This is a genomic window from Sporosarcina sp. P7, from assembly GCF_002743425.1.
Classification (GTDB): Bacteria; Bacillota; Bacilli; order Bacillales_A; family Planococcaceae; genus Sporosarcina.
On the sequence record NZ_PDZF01000012.1, the window covers coordinates 63,117 to 84,462 of the forward strand.

The 21,346-nt window shown below is 40.7% G+C and carries 17 protein-coding genes and 1 other annotated feature; of the genes, 4 read left to right on the plus strand and 13 right to left on the minus strand.

Annotation, left to right across the window (positions count from 1 at the left end; all coding sequences use genetic code 11):
• The first annotated feature begins 275 nt into the window (after window positions 1-275).
• On the plus strand, window positions 276-2,300 hold the full coding sequence (locus CSV60_RS12260) for an S-layer homology domain-containing protein (RefSeq protein ID WP_099637194.1): 2,025 nt from the start codon (window positions 276-278) through the stop codon (window positions 2,298-2,300).
• Between the two features lie 416 nt (window positions 2,301-2,716).
• Here CSV60_RS12260 and CSV60_RS12265 read toward each other — a convergent pair whose 3' ends face one another.
• The 9 genes from CSV60_RS12265 to ilvD all read right to left on the minus strand — a co-directional run bounded on the left by CSV60_RS12265 (window position 2,717) and on the right by ilvD (window position 15,461).
• Entirely contained in the window at window positions 2,717-4,984 is a 2,268-nt protein-coding gene (locus CSV60_RS12265; RefSeq protein WP_099637195.1) for an S-layer homology domain-containing protein, read from the minus strand.
• 280 nt (window positions 4,985-5,264) lie between these two features.
• Window positions 5,265-5,849, minus strand: coding sequence for a 3-isopropylmalate dehydratase small subunit (gene leuD / locus CSV60_RS12270; protein WP_099637196.1), 585 nt, complete (start codon window positions 5,847-5,849; stop codon window positions 5,265-5,267).
• 13 nt (window positions 5,850-5,862) lie between these two features.
• Entirely contained in the window at window positions 5,863-7,275 is a 1,413-nt protein-coding gene (gene leuC / locus CSV60_RS12275) for a 3-isopropylmalate dehydratase large subunit (protein ID WP_099637197.1), read from the minus strand.
• Window positions 7,276-7,418: 143 nt separating this feature from the next.
• Window positions 7,419-8,519 (minus strand): 3-isopropylmalate dehydrogenase, encoded by a 1,101-nt coding sequence (gene leuB, locus CSV60_RS12280; RefSeq protein WP_099631166.1) that lies wholly within the window; start codon window positions 8,517-8,519, stop codon window positions 7,419-7,421.
• Between the two features lie 68 nt (window positions 8,520-8,587).
• Window positions 8,588-10,129, minus strand: coding sequence for a 2-isopropylmalate synthase (locus CSV60_RS12285; RefSeq protein ID WP_099631194.1), 1,542 nt, complete (start codon window positions 10,127-10,129; stop codon window positions 8,588-8,590).
• Window positions 10,116-11,150, minus strand: coding sequence for a ketol-acid reductoisomerase (gene ilvC, locus CSV60_RS12290; RefSeq protein ID WP_099637198.1), 1,035 nt, complete (start codon window positions 11,148-11,150; stop codon window positions 10,116-10,118). The genes CSV60_RS12285 and ilvC overlap by 14 nt, the downstream gene beginning before the upstream one ends.
• 25 nt (window positions 11,151-11,175) lie before the next feature.
• Window positions 11,176-11,694, minus strand: coding sequence for an acetolactate synthase small subunit (gene ilvN, locus CSV60_RS12295; protein WP_083035136.1), 519 nt, complete (start codon window positions 11,692-11,694; stop codon window positions 11,176-11,178).
• Entirely contained in the window at window positions 11,691-13,436 is a 1,746-nt protein-coding gene (gene ilvB / locus CSV60_RS12300) for a biosynthetic-type acetolactate synthase large subunit (protein WP_099637199.1), read from the minus strand. Before ilvB ends, ilvN begins: the two co-directional genes overlap by 4 nt.
• Window positions 13,437-13,540: 104 nt before the next feature.
• Window positions 13,541-13,791: a binding site (T-box leader), on the minus strand.
• A 2-nt stretch (window positions 13,792-13,793) separates the two neighbouring features.
• Entirely contained in the window at window positions 13,794-15,461 is a 1,668-nt protein-coding gene (ilvD, locus tag CSV60_RS12305) for a dihydroxy-acid dehydratase (RefSeq protein WP_099631169.1), read from the minus strand.
• Between the two features lie 786 nt (window positions 15,462-16,247).
• Between ilvD and sda the strand changes: the two genes are divergently transcribed.
• On the plus strand, window positions 16,248-16,364 hold the full coding sequence (sda, locus tag CSV60_RS12310) for a sporulation histidine kinase inhibitor Sda (RefSeq protein WP_233189617.1): 117 nt from the start codon (window positions 16,248-16,250) through the stop codon (window positions 16,362-16,364).
• Window positions 16,365-16,459: 95 nt separating this feature from the next.
• On the opposite strand, the gene CSV60_RS12315 is transcribed toward sda, so the two are convergent.
• The 3 genes from CSV60_RS12315 to CSV60_RS12325 form a co-directional block, all read right to left on the minus strand.
• A complete protein-coding gene (locus tag CSV60_RS12315; protein ID WP_099631171.1) occupies window positions 16,460-16,774 on the minus strand; it encodes a DMT family transporter in 315 nt (104 codons plus the stop codon).
• Window positions 16,737-17,123: a DMT family transporter gene (locus CSV60_RS12320; protein ID WP_099631172.1), complete on the minus strand. Its 387-nt coding sequence runs from the start codon at window positions 17,121-17,123 to the stop codon at window positions 16,737-16,739. The genes CSV60_RS12315 and CSV60_RS12320 overlap by 38 nt, the downstream gene beginning before the upstream one ends.
• 87 nt (window positions 17,124-17,210) lie before the next feature.
• Window positions 17,211-17,795: a TetR/AcrR family transcriptional regulator gene (locus tag CSV60_RS12325; RefSeq protein ID WP_099631173.1), complete on the minus strand. Its 585-nt coding sequence runs from the start codon at window positions 17,793-17,795 to the stop codon at window positions 17,211-17,213.
• Between the two features lie 399 nt (window positions 17,796-18,194).
• Between CSV60_RS12325 and CSV60_RS12330 the strand changes: the two genes are divergently transcribed.
• Together CSV60_RS12330 and CSV60_RS12335 are read left to right on the plus strand one after the other, a co-directional pair.
• A complete protein-coding gene (locus CSV60_RS12330) occupies window positions 18,195-19,319 on the plus strand; it encodes a class II histone deacetylase (protein ID WP_099631174.1) in 1,125 nt (374 codons plus the stop codon).
• A gap of 70 nt (window positions 19,320-19,389) precedes the next feature.
• Entirely contained in the window at window positions 19,390-20,772 is a 1,383-nt protein-coding gene (locus CSV60_RS12335; protein ID WP_099631175.1) for a purine-cytosine permease family protein, read from the plus strand.
• Window positions 20,773-20,928: 156 nt separating this feature from the next.
• Here the strand turns inward: CSV60_RS12335 and CSV60_RS12340 are convergent, their stop codons facing one another.
• Window positions 20,929-21,342: a cation transporter dimerization domain-containing protein gene (locus tag CSV60_RS12340; RefSeq protein WP_099631176.1), complete on the minus strand. Its 414-nt coding sequence runs from the start codon at window positions 21,340-21,342 to the stop codon at window positions 20,929-20,931.
• Window positions 21,343-21,346 lie beyond the last annotated feature (4 nt).

The window sequence follows — 21,346 nt, forward strand, 5'->3', positions numbered from 1 at the left end:
CCTTGTTGCATTATATCACTATCTAGGACGGAATAGTGAAAGCATTCGTTGCATCTTTTCAAATTATTGTAGTTTGTCGTTTATTGCTATATGTGGCTTCTACACTTTCATGCGTATTTTTCATAATTTGTATGCCCTCTCATCCTATTGGTCTAGTAACACTACGACATATATAGGGATTTATTATATCAATAGTCTATTAATATACCAAATGGTACTTACCAATAATAGTCCTATCTGCTACAATAGTAGGAGATTCTATAGGAGGTTTTGATTTGAAACGTTTGATTACATTACTGACACTTTTGCTTTTGGTTGCTTCTCCTATCTTTACACCGGTGGCAAGTGCAAATGATTTCACTGGTCATCAAATGCAACAAGAGCTGACATTTTGGATAGATAAAGGTGTGATCCAAAAGGACGCAAAAGGGAATGTTTATCCGAACCGTGCAGTTACAAGAGGAGAATTTGCTTCGTATTTGGCACGTTCACTCGAATTACCTGCTTCGACAAGATATACCTTTACGGATTTAAAGGCAAATCATTCCCGCACAATTGAAATTCAAAACGCTGCCGGCGCTGGAATTTTGGCAGGTTATCCCGATGGTACATTCAAGGCGAATCAGCAGATTACCCGACAGCAAATGGCGGGAATGATATTTAAAGCATTCCGCTTCCTTGATATCCCTGTCAATTCACCTACTGTCCAATTTAAGGATAGCAAGAAAATCTCGTCGAACTTCATTCCTGCTGTATCCGCGGCTTCTTCATTGAACATCATACGTGGAGATCAAGGGTATTTCAAACCGACAAGTAACGCAACGATTGCTCATGCTTCGGCATTTTTATACCGTATGTTTGCAGTCGCTGACGGAAAAGGCAATACTCGTCCCCCAACGGATGTTGGCGGTACGGAAAACCCTAAAGTGCATAAAGTCAGCTCAATTTCCAACAATCAACTGAATGTAACAAATGAATCATACCTCACGTTTGAAGATGCATTGGCAGCATATAATGCTTCTTCAAACATTCAGGCGATTTCCGTTAATAATACTATCATCAAAATGAAGTCAGGCCAGGCATTTGCCTCAGAAAACCCAAAGCAGTATACGTCACTATATAGCGACCCTGCGTTAAAAAACGAAGTGACATATGTTCAGAAAGGGTATGAACTGGACTATGTTGGCAGTAGCGCAGAGCGCGTTGTAGTGGACGTAGGCGGCTATACCTATTATGCAAAACACGAGGAAATCGATCTAGTCCCTTCACCATTATCTAAAGGTGCAAGCCAGTATAAAGTAAGCAGTGACGGCTTACTCATTCACCAACCCTATTATCGTACATACGATGCCAATACGAAACAATATAAAGGTAGTTACGCAGAGTATACAGTAGGTCCAGCTTCTCCTGCAATGAAAAAAGGACAGACCTATACAAGTAACGATGGAGTTCACTTTAAGGAATTGAATGGTTCGGCAACGATTACCTATTATCCGTATTTCCAATTCCAATCAGTACGCCAGCCTTCTACTTACACAGGACAGGAACTGGATCGTTTTATTTCTGATGCATTACAAGCGAGACAAAAAACAGGTATTGCACGCTATAAAAACGCTACAACCAAGTCGAAATTAATCGGACTTGGTACGTATGTGAAACAAATGGAGAAACAGCATAATGTGAATGCGATGTTTATCTTAGCAACAGCTATACATGAGAGTGATTACGGAATGAGTGGCAATGCACAGCAGAAAAATAACATTTTCGGTATCCGCGTATTCGACTCTTCGCCAGATAAAGGTGAAGTCTATGGTAATCCTACAAGAAGTGTCGATGCATTCATCACTCGCTACATCAACTTAAACTATGCGAATCCACTCGGCGCTTATGCCAATGGCGCCGCTCCAGGAAATAAAGCTGTCGGCTTCAATATGAAGTATGCATCCGATCCTTTCTGGGGGAGCAAGATTGCAGGCCATATGTGGCGTATCGATCAGTTTCTCGGTAAGAAAGACGCAAACCAAGCGCAATTAGCCGTGATTTCCTATACAGGCAATACAGCGGTGAATATCCGGACAAGCCCTGAGGCAGTGAATAGAAATAATATTTTATTCTCCTACAAGCCCAAGCATCCAGGCAGTCTGGCGGCATTCGGCTATCCACTGATTGTTGCGGATCGTACGACAGGCGCAGATGGCTTTGTTTGGTACAAGGTGCGTATGGACATCAATCCAGGAACGCAACCAATCAACGAACCATACGGCTGGATCCGTTCCGATCTAGTCACGCTTGTTAATTAAATAGTTAGATAGAGAAACCACCGCCTCCTGCTTAGGAGATGGTGGTTTTTAGTATGATGAATGAATTCAGAAGACAGATGCTTCTCAAGACGCACGCAAATCGATCGACATTCGCCGCCATCTACTTACAATCAACTTCATGTTATTTCTTTAAGACAAAAACGATCATAGTTCCACGATATCCGCTTATAAATCTTCAGAAGTGCTCTATGACCCCTCGAAAGCGCTCTATCAAACTATTTACTCGCTCTATAAACCCCGGCAAGCGCTCTATGTCCGTTAGTAACCGCTCTATTCATCTTCTCAAGTAGGATAACGCCCGCTCCATCGAAGAACATCCATCAACTTCCCCTTCCCAATTACTCACCAAACAACAAACCACCATCTCCAAACTAACGGAGATGGTGGCTTCATTATTATAATGCGTCCGTATACTCTTTACCTGCTGGCAATAAGTTAGACATATTGATACGTTTCAGACCTTCTTTGATCTTGGTTGTGTAACCTTTTTTCGTACTGTTTAAATAACCGGCTTTCGATTTAATCATCCGCTCAAATACTTTAGCTTTCGACGGATCGATTTGTGACCACTTTTCATAAGAATGAATCAAGTCTTCTAATGTCAGATGAACATAATCTGTACCTGAAAATTGACCATTTGGTGCACGTTTGTACCAAATGTCTCCATTTGAACGGGTCCAGTTCTTTTCTTCGAAACGTATTGCCTTTTCAATAGCACTTGCATTTTCCAAATAGACTGGATCATTAAACTCCTGGAACGCAAGCAAGAGAATATTCATACCGCCAAGTAAATGGTTCATTGACGTATGCGTCTTCACTTGAGATTTCGCCGGGAAGTAGTCAGGAATATAATATGCAGTAGGAGACAAGAAGTTTACGTTCCCTTTTCTATGTTGCTGTACAAGCAAGTTCGCATAGTTCCGCAAACCTTCATTGTAGTCTTTATGATTGAATGCTTTTCCACCACGATAAAGGAATAATGCAATCTGTTCATTGAAGCGTGTATCGACGAATGGTGCTGTAAAGTTATATAAATTCGTCAAATACGTACTAGTCACTTCAGTTTCCCAATAAGGCTTACTTCCTCTGAAGATAGCTAGGTTTGTAAAGGAGTTATGCAAAATATCTTCATAATAACGTTCTTTCGTTTGATCGTACAACAACATGACACGATCTTCTTTTACTAAAAGTAAATTACGACCATATCCTCGCCCTGAAGCAGGCATAGGTTCAATAGTTGTTGCCATCTTATTGTATGGCCCTTCTGCTGTATACCATTTATTGCGCTTTTTATAGTTGGTAATGGACTCCCGAAGCCATGAATCCAATCTTTCTTTTGACGAAAAGAGTTTTTTATTGGATGAAAGATACCATTGATCCACCACATCGTATCCTCTAGAGTTTAACTCATACACTGATACACGAGTATCGCCCATTAGAATATTGCTGTACGATTCTTTCTCTTCCTGTAGTTCTCGCGTTCGGCTGACCGCACCATTACGATACTTTAACTCAAGCTCACGCGAACGGTAAGTTTTTGAGATCATTTGCTGTCCAGTACCTTGTTGCGAAATCGTTTCAAGGACACCAACTGGCGAAGTGGCAATATCGAATCCGAATGTATCATCCACATCTTTTTTCATTGGGAATTTGTCGAAACGTTCCATTGCATTCGTTTTAATATCTCCATCAATTCGTACCAAGTCCACACGAATCGGCAGACGGTCAGGGTTTCTCAACTCGACGAATGTAAAGTAATCACCGTTTGGCAATTCGCGTTTGGTTACAGTGACTCTCGTACTTTTTCTTTCACTGACACCATAGACATAAATATAATCGGTTGCATGTCCGTGTGCTTTTACTCGTTTAGCTGATAAAGACAAGAAATGGTTTGAACGCAAGTACGTCTTACCTTCTTGTGTCTTGGGTACTTCTGTAATAAATTGCTCAAAACGAATAGGTTCAAATTTCCCCATCGTTTGTGTTTTATTGAAAACAATCGGTTGCTTTTTTTCGAGCATTCCTGCTTGTATCATTGCTCTATGTAGAAATACAGCGAATGAACCACGGTTAACGGAAAGTTTCGGTGCAAAGGATCCGTCTTCTTTACCCGTTGTAATGCCGTGCTGCATAAGTACCTTTACGCCATATCTGTGAGATTCACTAATTTTATGCTCATCAGTAAAATGTACTTTTTCACCTGTATCTTTTAATTTAAATGCATTAACCAACACACTTGCCATCTGTTCACGTGTTAATTCATCACTAACACCGAAGTTACCATCGGGCTTCCCCCTAAATATTCCTTCCTGATAAGTAGACATTGCACCACGTAAGTTAGACGACTTTGCGCTGACGTCCTTGAATATCGGCTGATAAGGAGCTTCAGGTAATTGCAGTGCAGCGGTTAGTAAGTTTGCCGCTTGCCCACGTTTGATGCTGACACCTGGACGGTATTGTAGATCTTGATAACCGTTAATGATTCCTTCTTCCACGAGCTGTGTTACTTCATCTTTTGCCCAATATTCATTGCTTACATCGGTGAAACGCTGGTTTACCGTTTCTGCTTGCGCATTTATTGGTAGTACAATGAAGTATACGAACACTGCGATAAGTAAAGAATGGAAAATAGCGAATGTACTGTTCTTTGATGCGCTGAACATCTTTAAAATCAACCCCCGTCTTTGAATTCATTAGTTTTAGTATGCAGTTTCCTTCGACAATTATAGCATATCAATCCATTCATTTGGACTTTCATCGCAAAGGAAGATTTCTCCATACTGTAAAGCCGTAATACGTACAGAACTACTTCTCCATTCTGCAAACTGACACCGTACAGACGCAGAAAAACAAAAATAGTTTCAAAGTTTTACACTTTACTTTTACTATTTCTATTTACATGAAAAAACAGTTCATGCTGAGTAAGCGATGAACTGTTTGGAGTTATGCATGCTTTTGTTCGTACTCTGTAATCTTGTCTTCATATTGGAAAGTCAGAGAAATTTCATCCCAACCGTTCAACAACATCTTTTTTGAATACGGATCAATGTCAAAGCTATACACCGAACCGTCTTCTCCCGTTACAGTCTGATCTTCAAGACTAACTGTTAATGTATACGGGGCTTCTTTCCCTTTTTGTAGAAACTCATCAATTTCCGCAACTGACAACTTAATCGGTAAAATCCCATTCTTGAAGCAATTACTGTAGAATATATCTGCGAAGCTTGGAGCAATGACTACACGGAATCCGTAATCCAAAATTGCCCAAGGTGCGTGTTCGCGAGATGATCCACAACCGAAGTTATCATGTGCAACTAGGATAGTTGAACCATCATATCGAGGGTCATTTAACACGAACTCTTCATTTTTTGTACCATCTGCATGATAACGCCAGTGATAGAATAAATATTCACCGAATCCAGTGCGCTCAATACGTTTCAAAAATTCCTTGGATATGATCTGATCAGTATCTACGTTGTTTTTATCTAAAGGAGTGAGTACACTCTCTATTTTATTAATTGGTTCCATCTGAATACCCTCCTCAAATTTGCACAGCTGCTTCAATTTTACGAACATCTACGAAATGTCCGTGTAGGGCAGCGGCTGCAGCCATGGATGGGCTGACTAGATGTGTGCGTGAGCCTGCACCTTGGCGTCCTTCAAAATTCCGGTTAGATGTAGAAGCACAACGCTCGCCAGCTGGTACAACATCATCATTCATAGCCAAGCACATACTGCATCCTGACTCTCTCCATTCAAAACCTGCATCTGTAAAGATCTTATCAAGCCCGATCTCTTCCGCCTGTTTTTTCACTGTACGTGAACCAGGTACGACAATTGCAGTCACAGTTGGATGAACGTGTTTACCTTTTATCACTTTCGCCGCCGCTTCTAAATCGCTAAGACGGGCATTTGTACATGAACCGATGAAAGCGTGCTGAATTTCAATATCGGTTAATGCCATTCCTTCTTCAAGTCCCATATATTCCAATGCAGAACGAAGTGCGGACTTTTCTGTTTCCGATACATAGTCTGCAGATGTCGGAATGTTAGCCGAAATTCCAGATCCCATCGAAGGGTTCGTTCCCCATGTAACAAATGGTTCGATTTCATCGGCATCAATTTCAAGCACTTGATCATATTCTGCATCTTCATCCGTATTCAGTGCAAGCCAACGCTCAGCTGCTGCTTCGAATTCTTCGCCCTGTGGTGCATATCGACGACCACGTAAATAATTGATTGTGGTTTCGTCCGGACCAATTAAACCTGCTTTTGCTCCCGCTTCTATTGACATATTACAAATGGTCATACGTTCTTCCATTGTGAGTCCACGAATTGCTTCTCCTGTGTACTCGACAATATGTCCAGTACCCACGCCAATTCCAAACTTTGAAATGATTGCAAGAATGATATCTTTGGCTGTTACACCAAAGCCGATTTGACCTGTCACGCGAATCTCCATCGTTTTCGGTTTACTTTGCCATAATGTTTGTGTAGATAGCACGTGTTCTACTTCGCTTGTCCCAATGCCGAACGCAATCGCTCCGAACGCACCGTGTGTTGATGTATGGCTATCACCACAAACAATAGTCTTTCCTGGTTGTGTCAATCCTAGCTCAGGACCGATAATATGCACAATACCTTGATCAGGATGTTGCATATCTGCTAATTGAACGCCAAACTCTTCACAGTTTTTTTCAAGTGTCGTGATTTGTTTTTTGGCAATCGGGTCATTGATTACCGGTAAGTTCTTTGTCGGGACGTTATGATCCATAGTGGCAAAGCATAGATCCGGGCGACGCACTTTACGGTTCGCTAGACGTAAGCCTTCAAACGCCTGTGGTGATGTCACCTCATGAATCAAATGAAGATCAATATACAATAGGTCAGGCTTTCCCTCTTCTTCGTACACAATATGCTCATCCCATATTTTCTCAATAATTGTTTTAGCCATAATTGTTTCCCCTTCCAAGCCATTACCATAATAATGTGTGGCATCTTCTTCAACTCGTCAGTCTTTTCTCTAGCTACACATAAAGGGCGCACCAGTTTCGGTATGCCCTCATGTGCATGTCGAGACGAAGACAGCAGTATTTTTTAAATATACGAATACATAATACTATTCGAAACGAACTGAAGATCCAATTCATCTACAATCTTATCTGTCCATTCTTTAGTCGTTAATGAACGTTGGTCTTTGCCAGCTAAATCTGCTGTAAAGTGACCTTCTTCAAATACTGTATTCACTGCTTTCTCAATTGCTGCTGCCTCAGTTTCTAATCCAAATGAATACTTCAGCATCATAGCAACGGAAAGAATGGTTGCTGCTGGATTTGCTATACCTTGCCCTGCTACATCCGGTGCCGAACCGTGCACTGGCTCGTATAAACCTAAACCATCTGAACGGACACTCGCTGAAGGTAGTAATCCAAGTGAGCCTGTAATTACAGACGCTTCATCACTCAAAATATCTCCAAACATATTTTCTGTAACGATTACATCGAAATATGCAGGATTTGTAATTAATTTCATTGCTGCGGAATCCACTAGCTGATGTTCTACTTCCACATCTGGATACTGCGCTTTTTTCTCTTCTACAATCTTTCTCCAAAGCTTACTGGATTCGAGCACATTCGCTTTGTCCACAGAAGTTACTTTGCCTCTACGCAGGCGAGCCAACTCGAAACCTTTGTCGACAATACGTTCGATTTCTTCACGTGTATATACAAGTGTGTCAACGGCTGACTGATCTGTATGACGGCTCGGTTTACCGAAGTATAGACCTCCAGTTAATTCTCGAACAATCATCATATCGACTTCTTTGACGATGTCTTCTTTTAAAGGAGAAGCTTGGATCAAAGAAGGCACAGCTGCAACAGGACGAAGGTTTGCAAATAGATCGAAATGTTTACGTATCGCAAGCAACCCTTTTTCTGGTCGTAATTCAGATGGATTCTGATCCCATTTAGGACCACCCACTGCTCCTAGAAGAATGGCGTCGCTTGACTCACATAACTCAATTGTCTCTTGAGGAAGTGGATTATTCTTTTCATCAATCGCCGCTCCACCAATTAGTCCATATTCTGTATGGAATGTATGGTTAAAACGTCTGCCGATCACTTCCAATACTCTAACTGCCTCTGCTACTACCTCGGGTCCTATGCCGTCTCCGGGTAATACTGCTACTTTCTTTTCCATAGAACTTCTCCTCCTTGATCAATCTCGTATCACTCGATCGAATACTCTATCCCTTTGATCTATGTTACTTATTTCATTATCTCTTCTTTCCGCAATTGTTCGCGAACTAGTTGACGATTGATAGCATTCAAGTAAGCTTTTGCAGACGCTTCTAGTACGTCTTGCGCTACGTCTCGGCCTGTAAGCTCGAGTCCGTTATGTCTTAAATTGACTACTGCCTCTCCCAGTGCATCGCGGCCCTTACCGATCGATGTTACACGATAATCCAGAATGAGTACTTCACCTTTAATGGCCAATTCTAGTGCATTAAATATGGATTCAACAGAACCTGCACCAGTCGTTGCCACTGTAACTGTTTCCCCGCTAGGCACTGTCGCTGTAACGGTAGCAGTCGGAATATTATTCGTTCCGTATTGAACTTGAACATTATGCAATTCATAAATAGGTGTATCCGTATCAGCCAATTGCTGTCCTGTAAATAGAACAAACAAATCGTCTTCTGTGATTTCCTTTTTACGGTCTGCTAATTTTTTGAAGTCATCAAATGCTTCATTTAATTGGAGATCAGTCAGTTCAAACCCCATTGTAATTGCCCGGTCTTTGAACGCAGCGCGCCCAGAGTGTTTACCAAGCGCTAGTGGTATATCCGTTTCACCAATTAATTCCGGTGTAATAATTTCGTATGTCTCACGGTTTTTCAGCATGCCATCCTGGTGAATACCAGATTCATGAGCGAATGCATTCTTACCGACAACTGCTTTGTTTGGCTGGATGACTACCCCTGTCAAGCGGCTAACAAGCTGACTAGCTTTTTTGATTTCTTTCAAGTTGATTCCGGTCTCCATATTGTAGAAGTCATTACGAATGTGCATAGCTACAGCAATTTCTTCTAATGCCGCATTACCTGCACGTTCTCCAATACCGTTAATTGTACATTCAACTTGATCTGCACCATTCTCGACTGCTGCAATAGAGTTTGCAACGGCCATACCTAGATCATCATGACAATGAGCGGAAAGCTTAACGTTTTCTATTCCTGTTACGTTCTCTTTCAAGTACTTGAATAGAGCGCCATATTCTGCAGGTGTTGCATAGCCTACAGTATCCGGAACATTAATGGTTGTAGCCCCTGCCTCAATTACTTTATTAATAATACGTACTAGATATTCCTTATCAGAGCGGAAAGCATCTTCTGCTGACCACTGAACGAGTGGAAAGTACTGTTTGGCATATTTGACCGCATCCACTGCAATGTCCACCACTTCGTCTGGAGATTTTTTTAACTTATACTCCATATGAATCGGTGATGTAGCTAAAAACACATGGATATGCGGCTGTTCTCCGCCCCGTAATGCTTCCCATGAAATATCAATGTCATTCTTCATCGCTCTAGCAAGACCCGTGACAGTAGAGTTTTTCACTGTATTGGCAATGCGTTGAACGGCTTCGAAATCGCCTGGGGATGAAGCAGGAAAACCTGCTTCAATAACTGCTACCCCTAGCTTTTCCAGCTGACGAGCGATCTCTAATTTTTCTACTGTATTTAAATTAATACCTGCAGATTGCTCACCGTCGCGAAGAGTTGTATCGAATAGATCAATTTTTCTCACTCGCAACCACTTCTTCCTCTTTTGATTTAGCTCCTTCGTTGATGAATGGCATCATAGAACGAAGCTTCTGTCCTACTTCTTCGATTTGGTGCTTAGCTTCAGCTTCTTCGATTGCATTGAATTGAGGACGTCCGTTTTTATTTTCTTCAATCCATTCTTTTGCGAACTTACCTGATTGGATATCCGTAAGAATATCTTTCATACGTGCTTTTGTATCTGCATCAATTACACGTGGTCCTGAAACGAAATCGCCCCACTCTGCTGTGTCAGAGACTGAATAACGCATTCCAGCCATACCGCCTTCATACATCAAGTCAACAATTAGTTTCGTTTCGTGCAATGTTTCGAAATAAGCTAGTTCAGGCTGGTATCCAGCTTCTACTAGTGTTTCAAATCCAGCTTTAACTAATGAAGTCAATCCGCCACAAAGTACTGCTTGCTCTCCGAATAGATCCGTAACTGTCTCTTCTTCGAAAGTAGTTTCCAAAACGCCGCCACGAGCAGACCCGATCCCTTTTGCATACGCAAGAGCTACATCTTTTGCTTGGCCAGATACATCTTGATACACTGCGAATAGTGCAGGAACTCCGCCGCCAGCTTCGAATGTTCTGCGCACAAGGTGTCCAGGTCCTTTTGGAGCTACTAGGAATACATCTACATCAGCAGGTGGTTTGATTTCACCAAAGTGTACGTTGAATCCGTGAGCGAATACTAACGATTTACCTTTAGCAAGAGCTGGTTCGATTTCTGCATCGTAGATTGCTTTTTGGTTTTCATCTGGAAGTAAGATCATGATTAAATCTGCTTTTTCAGAAGCTTCTTTTACTGACAGTGTTTCTAGGCCGTCCGCTTTTGCTTGATCGAATGATTTTCCAGCACGAACGCCTACTACAACGTTGAAGCCTGAATCTCTCAAGTTACGTGCGTGTGCGTGTCCTTGTGAACCGTATCCGATGATTGCGATAGTTTTACCTTCTAATAGTCCTTCATTGATATCCTGGTTATAATACATTTTCGTCATTTTAATTTCCCCCTAAGTGTGTGTGTTATTGTTTTAAAATCGACAGCTGTGGTGCTTGAACTTTTTGCATATCGCGGGCAAAGCCGGTTGCGCCAGTTCGTGTTAATTCTTTGATGCCATATGGTTTCAGCAAATCGATAAACGCTTCGATTTTATCTGGGTCACCCGTTACTTGGTACGTTACTACATTCTTTCCGGAATCGACTATAGTCGGACGGAAAGGTTCCACAATACTATTCATTTCAGAGCGAATCTGTGGTGGTGAGATTACCTTTACTAGCGCTAACTCACGTAACACGATTGCTTTGTCTGTTATATCTTTCACTGTAATAACATCAATCTGCTTTTGCAGCTGTTTTACAAGTTGTTCAATTTTGTTTTCATCTTCTACGTGAACTTGGAATGTCATCTTGGATCTGTTCGGCTGTTCTGTAGCACCAACGGTAATACTTTCGATATTGAATTGACGCTTCATCAGCAGTCCCGTTACACGGTTTAATACACCGCTCTGATTAATTACTGTTACTGTAATAATTCGTTTCACTGAGGACTCACTCCAATCATGTCTTGTAATCCTTTACCTGGCGCAACCATCGGATAGACGTTTTCACGTTGTTTGACCCGGCAATCGATCAGCACTGGCTCGTCAGATAATAGCGCTTCTTTAAATACTTTTTCAGCTTCTTCTAAATTGTGAATGCGATATCCTTTTAGGTCATATGCTTCCGCCAATTTAATAAAGTCTGGTTGTACAGGGACAAGTGACTGTGAGTAGCGTTCTTCATAGAATGTCTCTTGCCACTGCCGTACCATACCAAGTGCTCCGTTATTTAAAATAATCACTTTTACAGGAATGCGCATCTCTTGAAGAAGTGAAAGCTCTTGTGCTGTCATTTGGAAACCTGCGTCTCCAACAATGGCAACTACACGTTCTTTTGGTCTTGCAAGTTGTGCACCGATTGCTGCTGGGAAGCCGAAGCCCATTGTTCCCAATCCGCCTGAAGTTACCCAGTTATCGGGATTATTGAAACGATAATATTGAGCAGTCCACATTTGGTGCTGTCCAACATCCGTCGTAACAATTGCATCACCATTTGTAATACGATGTATGATCTCAAGTGCTTGTTGAGGTAATAAAGCTTCCTCATCCGTTTCATACCAAAGCGGATATTTGTCTGCTAAATCATTCAAATAGCCAATCCATTCTACTGTATCCGGTGATTTGAAATCTGCCTTTAGTAATGCTGTTAAAGCTTCTTTCGCATCCGCTACGATAGGAATTTCAGTCACAACGTTTTTACCAATCTCTGCCGGGTCGATGTCAATATGAATGACACGAGCATTTGGCAAGAATGCATCCAAGTTACCTGTTAAACGGTCATCAAAACGAGCACCAACATTGAGTAATAAATCACATTCGCTTAGTGCGTAGTTGGCAGTTGCTGTACCGTGCATGCCAGCCATTCCGTAGAATAGTTCATGTTCTCCATGAATTGTACCTAAGCCAAGTAATGTATTGACGATTGGAATACGATGCGTTTCGACAAGCTCTTTCAGCTCAGCTGTTCCTCCTGCATGGAGTACACCTGCACCTGCAAGAATCATAGGCTTTTTCGCACCAGAGATAGCTTTCGAAGCTTTTTGAATTTGCAGATAATTTGGTGTGGTAGTCGGCTGATAACCAGGTAAATTCACTTCTTTATTCTCTTTTTCGACAGGAACAAAGATATCTGTTGCGACATTTTTAGGTACGTCAACAACGACTGGTCCCGGTCTTCCGGTAGAAGCAATATGGAAAGCTTCACGCATAATACGTGGAATGTCCGCTACACTTTGCACTTGATAATTATGTTTTGTAATAGGTTGAGTAATCCCTATGATATCCGCTTCCTGGAAAGCATCCGACCCAATAACAGTACTAGCTACTTGGCCCGTAATAACTACTAGTGGAAGGGAGTCCATCATAGCATCCGTAATTCCCGTTACTAAGTTCGTTGCACCAGGACCAGATGTGGCAATGACCACCCCTGTTTTGCCGGATACTCTTGCATATCCTTCTGCTGCGTGGATTGCGCCTTGCTCGTGACGTGCTAATACATGTGGAATCGGGTCGTTATATAGCGCATCATAGATAGGGAGAACAGCTCCTCCAGGATATCCAAAGATCACTTCTACGTTCTGTTCTTTAAGAGATTGAATCAAGATTGCAGAACCATCTGCAAATTTATTCTTAGTTTGTTCCTTTGGCATAGATGCGGTCTGTTTTTCTTGTACTTCAGCACTCATACTGAACTCCTCCTTACAATTTTCAACTATATTTATGTTGACCAGTGACATTTTCTCCTAAAAAAAAACCTTTTCATCCCACGCAAAGAATTCTTCTCTCTTTACATAGGGATGAAAAAGCTTTCATGGTACCACCCTAGTTCGTGACATTTGTCACCTTATGAAAAAGCAAGCCAAGGCCGTACTTTCTCATTGTTAACGAGCCCGAATATCAAGCCCGGGACTGCCTAATCGGTATACCTTTTAGCAATCCACTCCGAGGGGATGTCGCAAATAGTTGTATTGCCGGCTCGCAGCACCGCCGGCTCTCTGTGAATACGATTTCTATCTACTTTAACCTCATCAACGTTTTGTCTATTAAATTTTCATGACTCCGCCAGTACTTGCTGAAGTGACTAGCTGAGAATATCTAGCAAGATATCCTTTTTTAATTTTAGGTTCGAACGGTTTCAGTGCATGGCGCCGTTCTGCAAGAACTTCATCAGACACTTTAAGTTCAATTGTACGGTTTGTCAGATCAATTTCTATAATATCCCCGTTCTCTACAAGAGCAATCGGTCCACCGGATGCCGCTTCTGGTGAGATATGTCCAATAGAGATACCTCGTGATGCTCCAGAGAAACGACCATCCGTGATTAATGCAACTTCTTTACCAAGCCCTTTCCCCATAATTGCTGAGGTCGGTGCTAGCATTTCTGGCATTCCAGGTCCGCCTTTAGGGCCTTCATATCGAATGACGACCACATGGCCTGCTTTAACAGTGTCATTATCAATATTTTCTTGGGCTTCTTCTTGTGAGTTAAAGACAATCGCTTCGCCTCTGAATTCCTTGATAGAGGGATCCACTGCCCCAACTTTAATGACGGAACCTTCAGGAGCGATATTACCAAATAGAATAGATAGACCACCTACTGGACTATATGGATCGTCTTTCGTTCGAATGACATCAGTATTTGTAATTTCATGTCCTGCAACATCTTCTGAAATGGTTTTACCAGTGATTGTAATACGATCTTTGTGGATCGCTCCATCGATTTTACACAATTCATTGATAATTGCACTCACACCACCGGCTAGATGAATGTCGTGCATAGAATAATCAGATGCTGGCATGATCTTGGATAAGTAAGGTACTCGTTTAGCTACATCATTTACATCCTCGATGTTGTAATCAATTTCTGCTTCGTGCGCAATCGCCAATGTGTGAAGAACTGTATTAGTCGAACCACCCATTGCCATATCGAGTGCGAATGCATCGTCGATTGTTTCTTTTGTGATGATGTCTCTTGGTTTAATATCTTTTTCGATACAATTCATCAAATGTTTCACTGCATCTTTGATTAGTACATGACGTTCGTTTGAAGTTGCAAGGATTGTCGCATTCCCTGGAAGAGCCATACCGAGCATTTCCATTAGAGAGTTCATAGAGTTCGCAGTGAACATTCCTGAACATGATCCACATGATGGACATGCATTTTGTTCAATGTCGAGCAACGCTTCTGCTGTCATGTTCCCACTCTTGTACGCTCCAACACCTTCGAACACGGAAGTTAGTGAAAGTGTCTCGCCTGTCGCGGAAACACCTGCTTCCATTGGTCCTCCGGAAACGAATACTGAAGGGACGTTTGTGCGAACAGCTGCCATCAACATGCCTGGCGTAATTTTGTCACAGTTAGGTATATAGAAGACTCCGTCAAACCAGTGCGCATTAATGACTGTTTCTGCCGAGTCTGCAATTAGCTCACGACTTGGTAATGAGTAACGCATACCAATATGCCCCATGGCGATTCCATCATCTACACCAATTGTATTAAATTCAAACGGTACGCCGCCCGCTTCCCAAATGGCTTCTTTAACTACTTCCGCAAATTTGTTTAAATGCATATGTCCCGGAATGATATCTATATAAGAGTTACACACTCCGATAAATGGTTTGTTCATATCTTTCGTTTTAACACCAGCTGCATATAGTAAGCTACGATGTGGTGCACGATCGATTCCTTTTTTAATCATGTCACTTCTCATTTGCAATCTCTCCTAAACTAATTGAACGAATCAATTGCTAATTACATTAATTGCATTCAGTTGAATATTCTGAACAGCCAGTGAAACATTCACCGCTATGAACTAGATTGCTGTAATCATATCTTGTATATGAATAAAGGTCAACCGTATTTTTAAAGTTTTTAATTAATTGTGACTAATTTAAAACGTCTGAATACGCTTACACACCCTTTATATAGCGATATATTGCATATCGAAATTTCTAATTTTTTTTGATTCGACCTTGTCTCTTTTATTAAATATAAAGAAGGGACAGGTAATATCTTTACCCTACAAACAGATATCCGTGCTTGTACCTTCTATAGAGATTCTATCTTTATCCTTTTATTTCGCATAGTTAAAGTAGATTTATTGCCCTGTTTAATTCAAATGAACTTATCTATTCATTGATCAATTGTTGTAGATTTTAACCAATACTCTACTATTCTTATTCAAAGAGTGGATACTTATTCATTGAATATGTAGGGTATTAGTAGTTCTATGACAAGTTTCGCTCGACAGTATTCGACATTTACATTTTGTTTATAACTCTATACACATTATACACCGCGTATCTTAGCAGTTTATGTAAACCATTCACATATTACCCACAGCTTACCCACTAGTACTGTGGACAGTTAGAACGCTTGTTCTTTTTGTGAAAGTTTGGTAAAGTAAGAAATAACATCTAGAGAGAAACATGCAGACTGATTACAATCAATTCATCCTAAAGGAGGCGGTTCTACTGTGTTGCATTTATCAGATCAAATGTTACTGTATTCCTACCAACAGGCGCAAAAGCATCATCTAAATGTGGAGTTCATCCAAATGTTAGAACGCGAGATACGTAAACGTGCCTTGGAATCGATAATACTCAGTAGCTGATCTTTCGGATACAATAAAACGGACATGCCTTTTAACATAGGCATGTCCGTTTTCCATTCTATATGTACATCTCCTTCTATTAAAGAAGATATATTTTATGATAACGCTTTGAGTCCAACTACCCCGATGACGATGAGTATGAGACTCACAACTCTACCTGTACTCTTCGATTCACCAAAGAATAGCATATTGATGAGTACGGCACCTGCTGTTCCTACACCAATCCACACAGCATACGCTGTACTGACTTGCAAATACTTAAAGGAGTTATATAGAAAGAAGAATGCTATACCGAATCCACCATAGTATAGTAAGCCGTTAAACCATGTTTTATTTTCACTAAATTTTTTTAGCCCTATGACACCAGCAAACTCACTTAGTGCTGCCAAAAACACTAGAACCCAACCCATCGCTTTCCACTCCCCTCAGCGCTTTCTTTTCATCCAGTCCATCCGCTACCTTTAATCCCGCTACACCCATAACTAGAATGAAGATGAAAAGGATCTTCTCTATACTAATATGTTCACCAAAGAACAGGACGTCCATCAAAGTAGTACCCATTGTTCCAATTCCGGCGAATACGGCATAGACCGTTCCCGTTGGTAAACCTTCACATGCTTTCGTGAGGAAATGAAAATCCACAAATATAAAGCCTATGATCAATATCCAATGCCACCAGTGAGTCGCAGTATTAAAGCCAAAGATCCACACTAATTCAAAAAAGCTAGTTAACGCAACATATAGCCATGCTTTATTCATACTATCCGCTCCAATTTAATTTAATTTAATTTAAATCGTTTGACTGATTGTCATTCATTTTATCACAAAGGCTAACATTTTGCTATGTTAACCTTTCACTGTTTGAAATTGCAGTGCATGAGACATGAAATCGAGGACTTCTTCTTTCTGTCTATCCGCTTCATTTTCATCATGATGGGCATAAAGAAATACTTGCTCAGCCGTCGATTCGATTAAACCGATAATAATCTTCGCTGTCCGGTCAGGTTTGATCGATTGGCGAATTGCACCTGCTTTTTTTGCTGTATCAAGTTTTTCACTGATCCATTCATAGAATGGCGCGTATACCGATTCCCACTCACGAATATGCTCGGTTGAAGCTAGACCGGAATATATAACGGCTAATATTTCGTAATACTCTTTGTTCACTTTATATATTGCATCTACCATCTGTTCAAACTGTTTGGCATACGACGCATTGTCATCGACAGTGAGTTTGACGATATCCATCGTTTTTGCCACCATTACCTCAGCAATCGCAGGCATTAAAGATAATTTTGAAGGAAAGTACAAATAAAATGTGCCTTGCGCAATCCCTGCACGTTTCACAATATCGGAAATTTTGGTCTTTTCAATTCCTTGTTCCTGAAACACTTCTATAGCTGAATGTATAATAGCCGTTTTTTTTCCCAAATGAATTCCCTACTCTCTATCTATAGATTCTATTATTGTATCGCAAGCATACTTTTCTGACAATCCGTGATGAATTCCTTACCTTTCTTACATTCAAAATTAAATATATAATTTCACTTGACCATTAAATAATAATTCAGATTTTTCACCGAAATACACTTGACATATGACTCATATTCATTTATTGTGAGTAAACAAGAGATTGAGCGTCACGAATATGTCACATTTTATAGTCCTTTCAAATATATCGTTTTACTGCCTATAGTTTTACTATCAGTAAGCGCTTTATTTTATCAAGCAATGAAAACGCTTACTACAACCCGACTATAATACTGTGTGACTGATATTCATTCATTTTTTCACTCAATCACAATATCATTTCTATCTGGAGGGATATCTATGAAAACAGGTTATATTTTTGATGAAAGTTATTTTTGGCACGACAATGGAAGCGGAACGCTCTACTTACCATCAGGCGGCTATATGCAGACAGACGTATTTGTCGAACATCCAGAAACTAAAAGGCGTGTAAATAACTTACTCGCACGTTGCGGACTAATGAAAAAACTGAAACAGATCGAACCTCGTTCTGCTACTAAAGAAGAAATTGAATTATTTCACACAGCCGAATATGTGGAAAAGGTAAAGCTACTCAGTGATACGACAGGTGGCGATGCAGGCGATCATGCCATTGTAGGAAGAGGGTCTTATGAAATCGCGCTTTTATCTACCGGTGGCGCGCTTCGGGCAGTCGATGCTGTCATGGAAGGCGAAGTGGATAATGTCTACGCGATGACTCGTCCACCAGGTCACCATGCTGAACGTGATAAAGGTATTGGATTCTGCATTTTTAATAATGTCGCGATTGCCGCAAAATACGCACGAAAAAAATACGGGTTAAAACGTGTCCTCGTTCTAGACTGGGATGTGCATCATGGTAATGGTACTGAGCAGGCATTTTATGATGATTCGAATGTCTTGTTCCTGTCTATCCACCAAGACTTGAGCTTCCCTAGTAATACTGGTTATAAAGAAGATGTCGGTATTGGAGAGGCTCGCGGTTACAATGTCAATATTCCATTGCCTCCTGGGACAGGTGATGCAGGATATATTCATGCCTTTGAAACAATCATTGAACCAATTGCAGCAGAATTCCAACCCGAACTGATTATTATTTCAGCAGGACAGGATCCTGGCATGTTCGATCCACTCGGCCGTATGATGATGACCGCCGAAGGTTTTGGAAAATTGACCGATATCATGCTACGTATTGCAGATGCCCATTGTGGGGGTAAAATTATCTTATGCCACGAGGGAGGATACAGCAATGCATATGTACCATTTTGCACACTAAAAATTATTGAGCGCTTGAGCGGGTTGGCTACAGACGTAACTGATCCTTACACAGCAGGTGCGCAGGGATATCCTGACAAACTTTATTCCAATCAAAAAGAGGCTATTGACGACATTATAGGAATACAGCAAGAGTTTTGGCAAACATTACGTCCGGTAATCAGGAAATAGGAAAGGTCATATTACATTGGTTACTAACGAGGGTCCCTTCCCTTTTTTACTATATTAAGGAGGCGTTTAAATGGGTACAAAACAACAGTCAATTGAACAAGTAGGATTTGAATTTATCCCTGAAAGTGAGAGGAAAGGTAATCCGAGAGAATTGTTCTTTACTTGGTTTGCCGCAAGTACTGTATCCACGACGCTAGTAACAGGGGCACTCGCTGTCATGATCGGACTTAGTTTCTGGTGGGCAGCGCTGGCAATTCTATTAGGTCATGCAATTGGTTCCGTAATTATGGGACTGCACTCCGCGCAAGGTCCGAAATTAGGTATTCCCCAAGTCTTGCAAAGCCGCGCACAGTTTGGTTATTTTGGTGTTATTTTACCTATGTTAATTATTCTGACGATGTATTTCGGCTATGGCGCGATGAATACCATCTTAGTAGCACAGGGTATACAAGAAACACTTGGATTTAATATCAATGTTACTGTCCTTTTCAGTTTGATTCCCATGGTTTTACTAGCTATTTACGGGCAAAACATTATTCAGAAGTATATGAAACTTTACACAATCGTATATACAATTATTTTTGTAGTGCTTTCAGTAATAGTTATGAGTCAATTGTCGATGGATTTATTGAGTCAAGGTACATTTAATTGGACACTTTTCATCCTAGCGACTTCCATTTGTGTAACGTGGCAGATTACATATGGCCCATATGTATCTGATCACTCTCGATTCATGCGTTCTGAAGAAGCCCGTAAAACATTCTTCTATACAGCGGGCGGTAGCTTTCTGAGCTCTGCCTGGTTGATGTTAATCGGTGCAGCGATTGCAACAATGGTTGTCAACGGCAATGTCATGGCAGAAATTAAAGACATGGGTGCAACAGGATATGTCATCGTCATTTTACTGTCATTAGGTGTTTTAATCATTAATTCTTTAAATATCTATGGCGCGGGTATTATCGTGTTATCAATCGCCAACAATTTTTGGGCTTTTCGGACTTCCGCACGTTTACGTATCCTCACCTCCATCGTTATCGGAATTATTATTGCCTTTGCCGCCACGGCAGGTGCAGGTAACTTTATGTCTAACTTTCAAATTTATCTAGGTTTCGTTTTATTCTTTATCATTCCTTGGAGTGTTATCAATTTAACAGATTTCTATGTGTTGAAAAGACGCTTTCACCATGAAGAATTTATGAAGAAGGACGGACAATTCGGTAGGCTGAATAACAAAACAATGGGAATCTATTTATTAACAATAGTATGTCAAGTCCCTTTTATCAATACAGAAATATATCAAGGATCACTTTCTAAGGCTATGAACGGTTTAGATATCGCCTGGATTGTTGGTATCATCGTTGCTTTCACATTCTACATTTCTGTTGCAAAAATTAGTAATCGCTATTCTAGTAAAGAAGTTTCATCTATTCGTGTAGCGAATCCAGCTGAGTAGAGGGTAACTATCTGAATAGTATTAAATGTTTACTGATGAATAGATATCGTGTCGAATGTTAATTACCAAACAAGCAACCTGCAGAGACCATTCCCTGCAGATTGTTTGTTTCATAAAAAATACCGTCCTACAGTAAGGACGGTATTTTTTCTTTCATTATTTAGTTGCTTTTGTTTCTTGTACAAATGTTTCTCCGCTTTTGCGTGCTTGGATATCAACGCTATGTTCTGGGTATTCTTTTTCAAGACGTTCATAGTATTTTTTACTTATCTTTTCAGCATCTTCTTTTTTCATGTCTTCCGTTACTTCAAAGTCTAGCAAGACGAAGCCACCTGCATCTTCAGTAATGATTAAACTTACTTCTGATACCCCTTCTTCTTTCTCAAACTCTTCTTTTAACTCATCATTAGTAGTTGTTGTTTCAGATTTATCTACAGGCTCTTTCACAACATTTTCAGTTGGTTCGGTTTGTTCCTTGTCCACATCTGTAGCTTTTTCAGTATCCGCATTACAAGCTCCTAATAATAGAAGTGATAGACTTAGCGGAGCAATAATTTGTCTTTTTTTCATGGTA

What these genes read in the sequence shown, in the direction of transcription:
- ilvD (WP_099631169.1), bottom strand. Translation starts at nt 15,461, where the DNA reads ATGAGAAGTGACATGATTAAAAAAGGAATCGATCGTGCACCACATCGT.
- ilvC (WP_099637198.1), bottom strand. Translation starts at nt 11,150, where the DNA reads ATGACGAAAATGTATTATAACCAGGATATCAATGAAGGACTATTAGAA.
- CSV60_RS12315 (WP_099631171.1), bottom strand. Translation starts at nt 16,774, where the DNA reads ATGGGTTGGGTTCTAGTGTTTTTGGCAGCACTAAGTGAGTTTGCTGGT.
- ilvB (WP_099637199.1), bottom strand. Translation starts at nt 13,436, where the DNA reads ATGAGTGCTGAAGTACAAGAAAAACAGACCGCATCTATGCCAAAGGAA.
- leuB (WP_099631166.1), bottom strand. Translation starts at nt 8,519, where the DNA reads ATGGAAAAGAAAGTAGCAGTATTACCCGGAGACGGCATAGGACCCGAG.
- CSV60_RS12335 (WP_099631175.1), top strand. Translation starts at nt 19,390, where the DNA reads ATGGGTACAAAACAACAGTCAATTGAACAAGTAGGATTTGAATTTATC.
- CSV60_RS12340 (WP_099631176.1), bottom strand. Translation starts at nt 21,342, where the DNA reads ATGAAAAAAAGACAAATTATTGCTCCGCTAAGTCTATCACTTCTATTA.
- leuC (WP_099637197.1), bottom strand. Translation starts at nt 7,275, where the DNA reads ATGGCTAAAACAATTATTGAGAAAATATGGGATGAGCATATTGTGTAC.
- CSV60_RS12265 (WP_099637195.1), bottom strand. Translation starts at nt 4,984, where the DNA reads ATGTTCAGCGCATCAAAGAACAGTACATTCGCTATTTTCCATTCTTTA.
- leuD (WP_099637196.1), bottom strand. Translation starts at nt 5,849, where the DNA reads ATGGAACCAATTAATAAAATAGAGAGTGTACTCACTCCTTTAGATAAA.
- CSV60_RS12330 (WP_099631174.1), top strand. Translation starts at nt 18,195, where the DNA reads ATGAAAACAGGTTATATTTTTGATGAAAGTTATTTTTGGCACGACAAT.
- CSV60_RS12320 (WP_099631172.1), bottom strand. Translation starts at nt 17,123, where the DNA reads ATGAATAAAGCATGGCTATATGTTGCGTTAACTAGCTTTTTTGAATTA.
- sda (WP_233189617.1), top strand. Translation starts at nt 16,248, where the DNA reads ATGTTACTGTATTCCTACCAACAGGCGCAAAAGCATCATCTAAATGTG.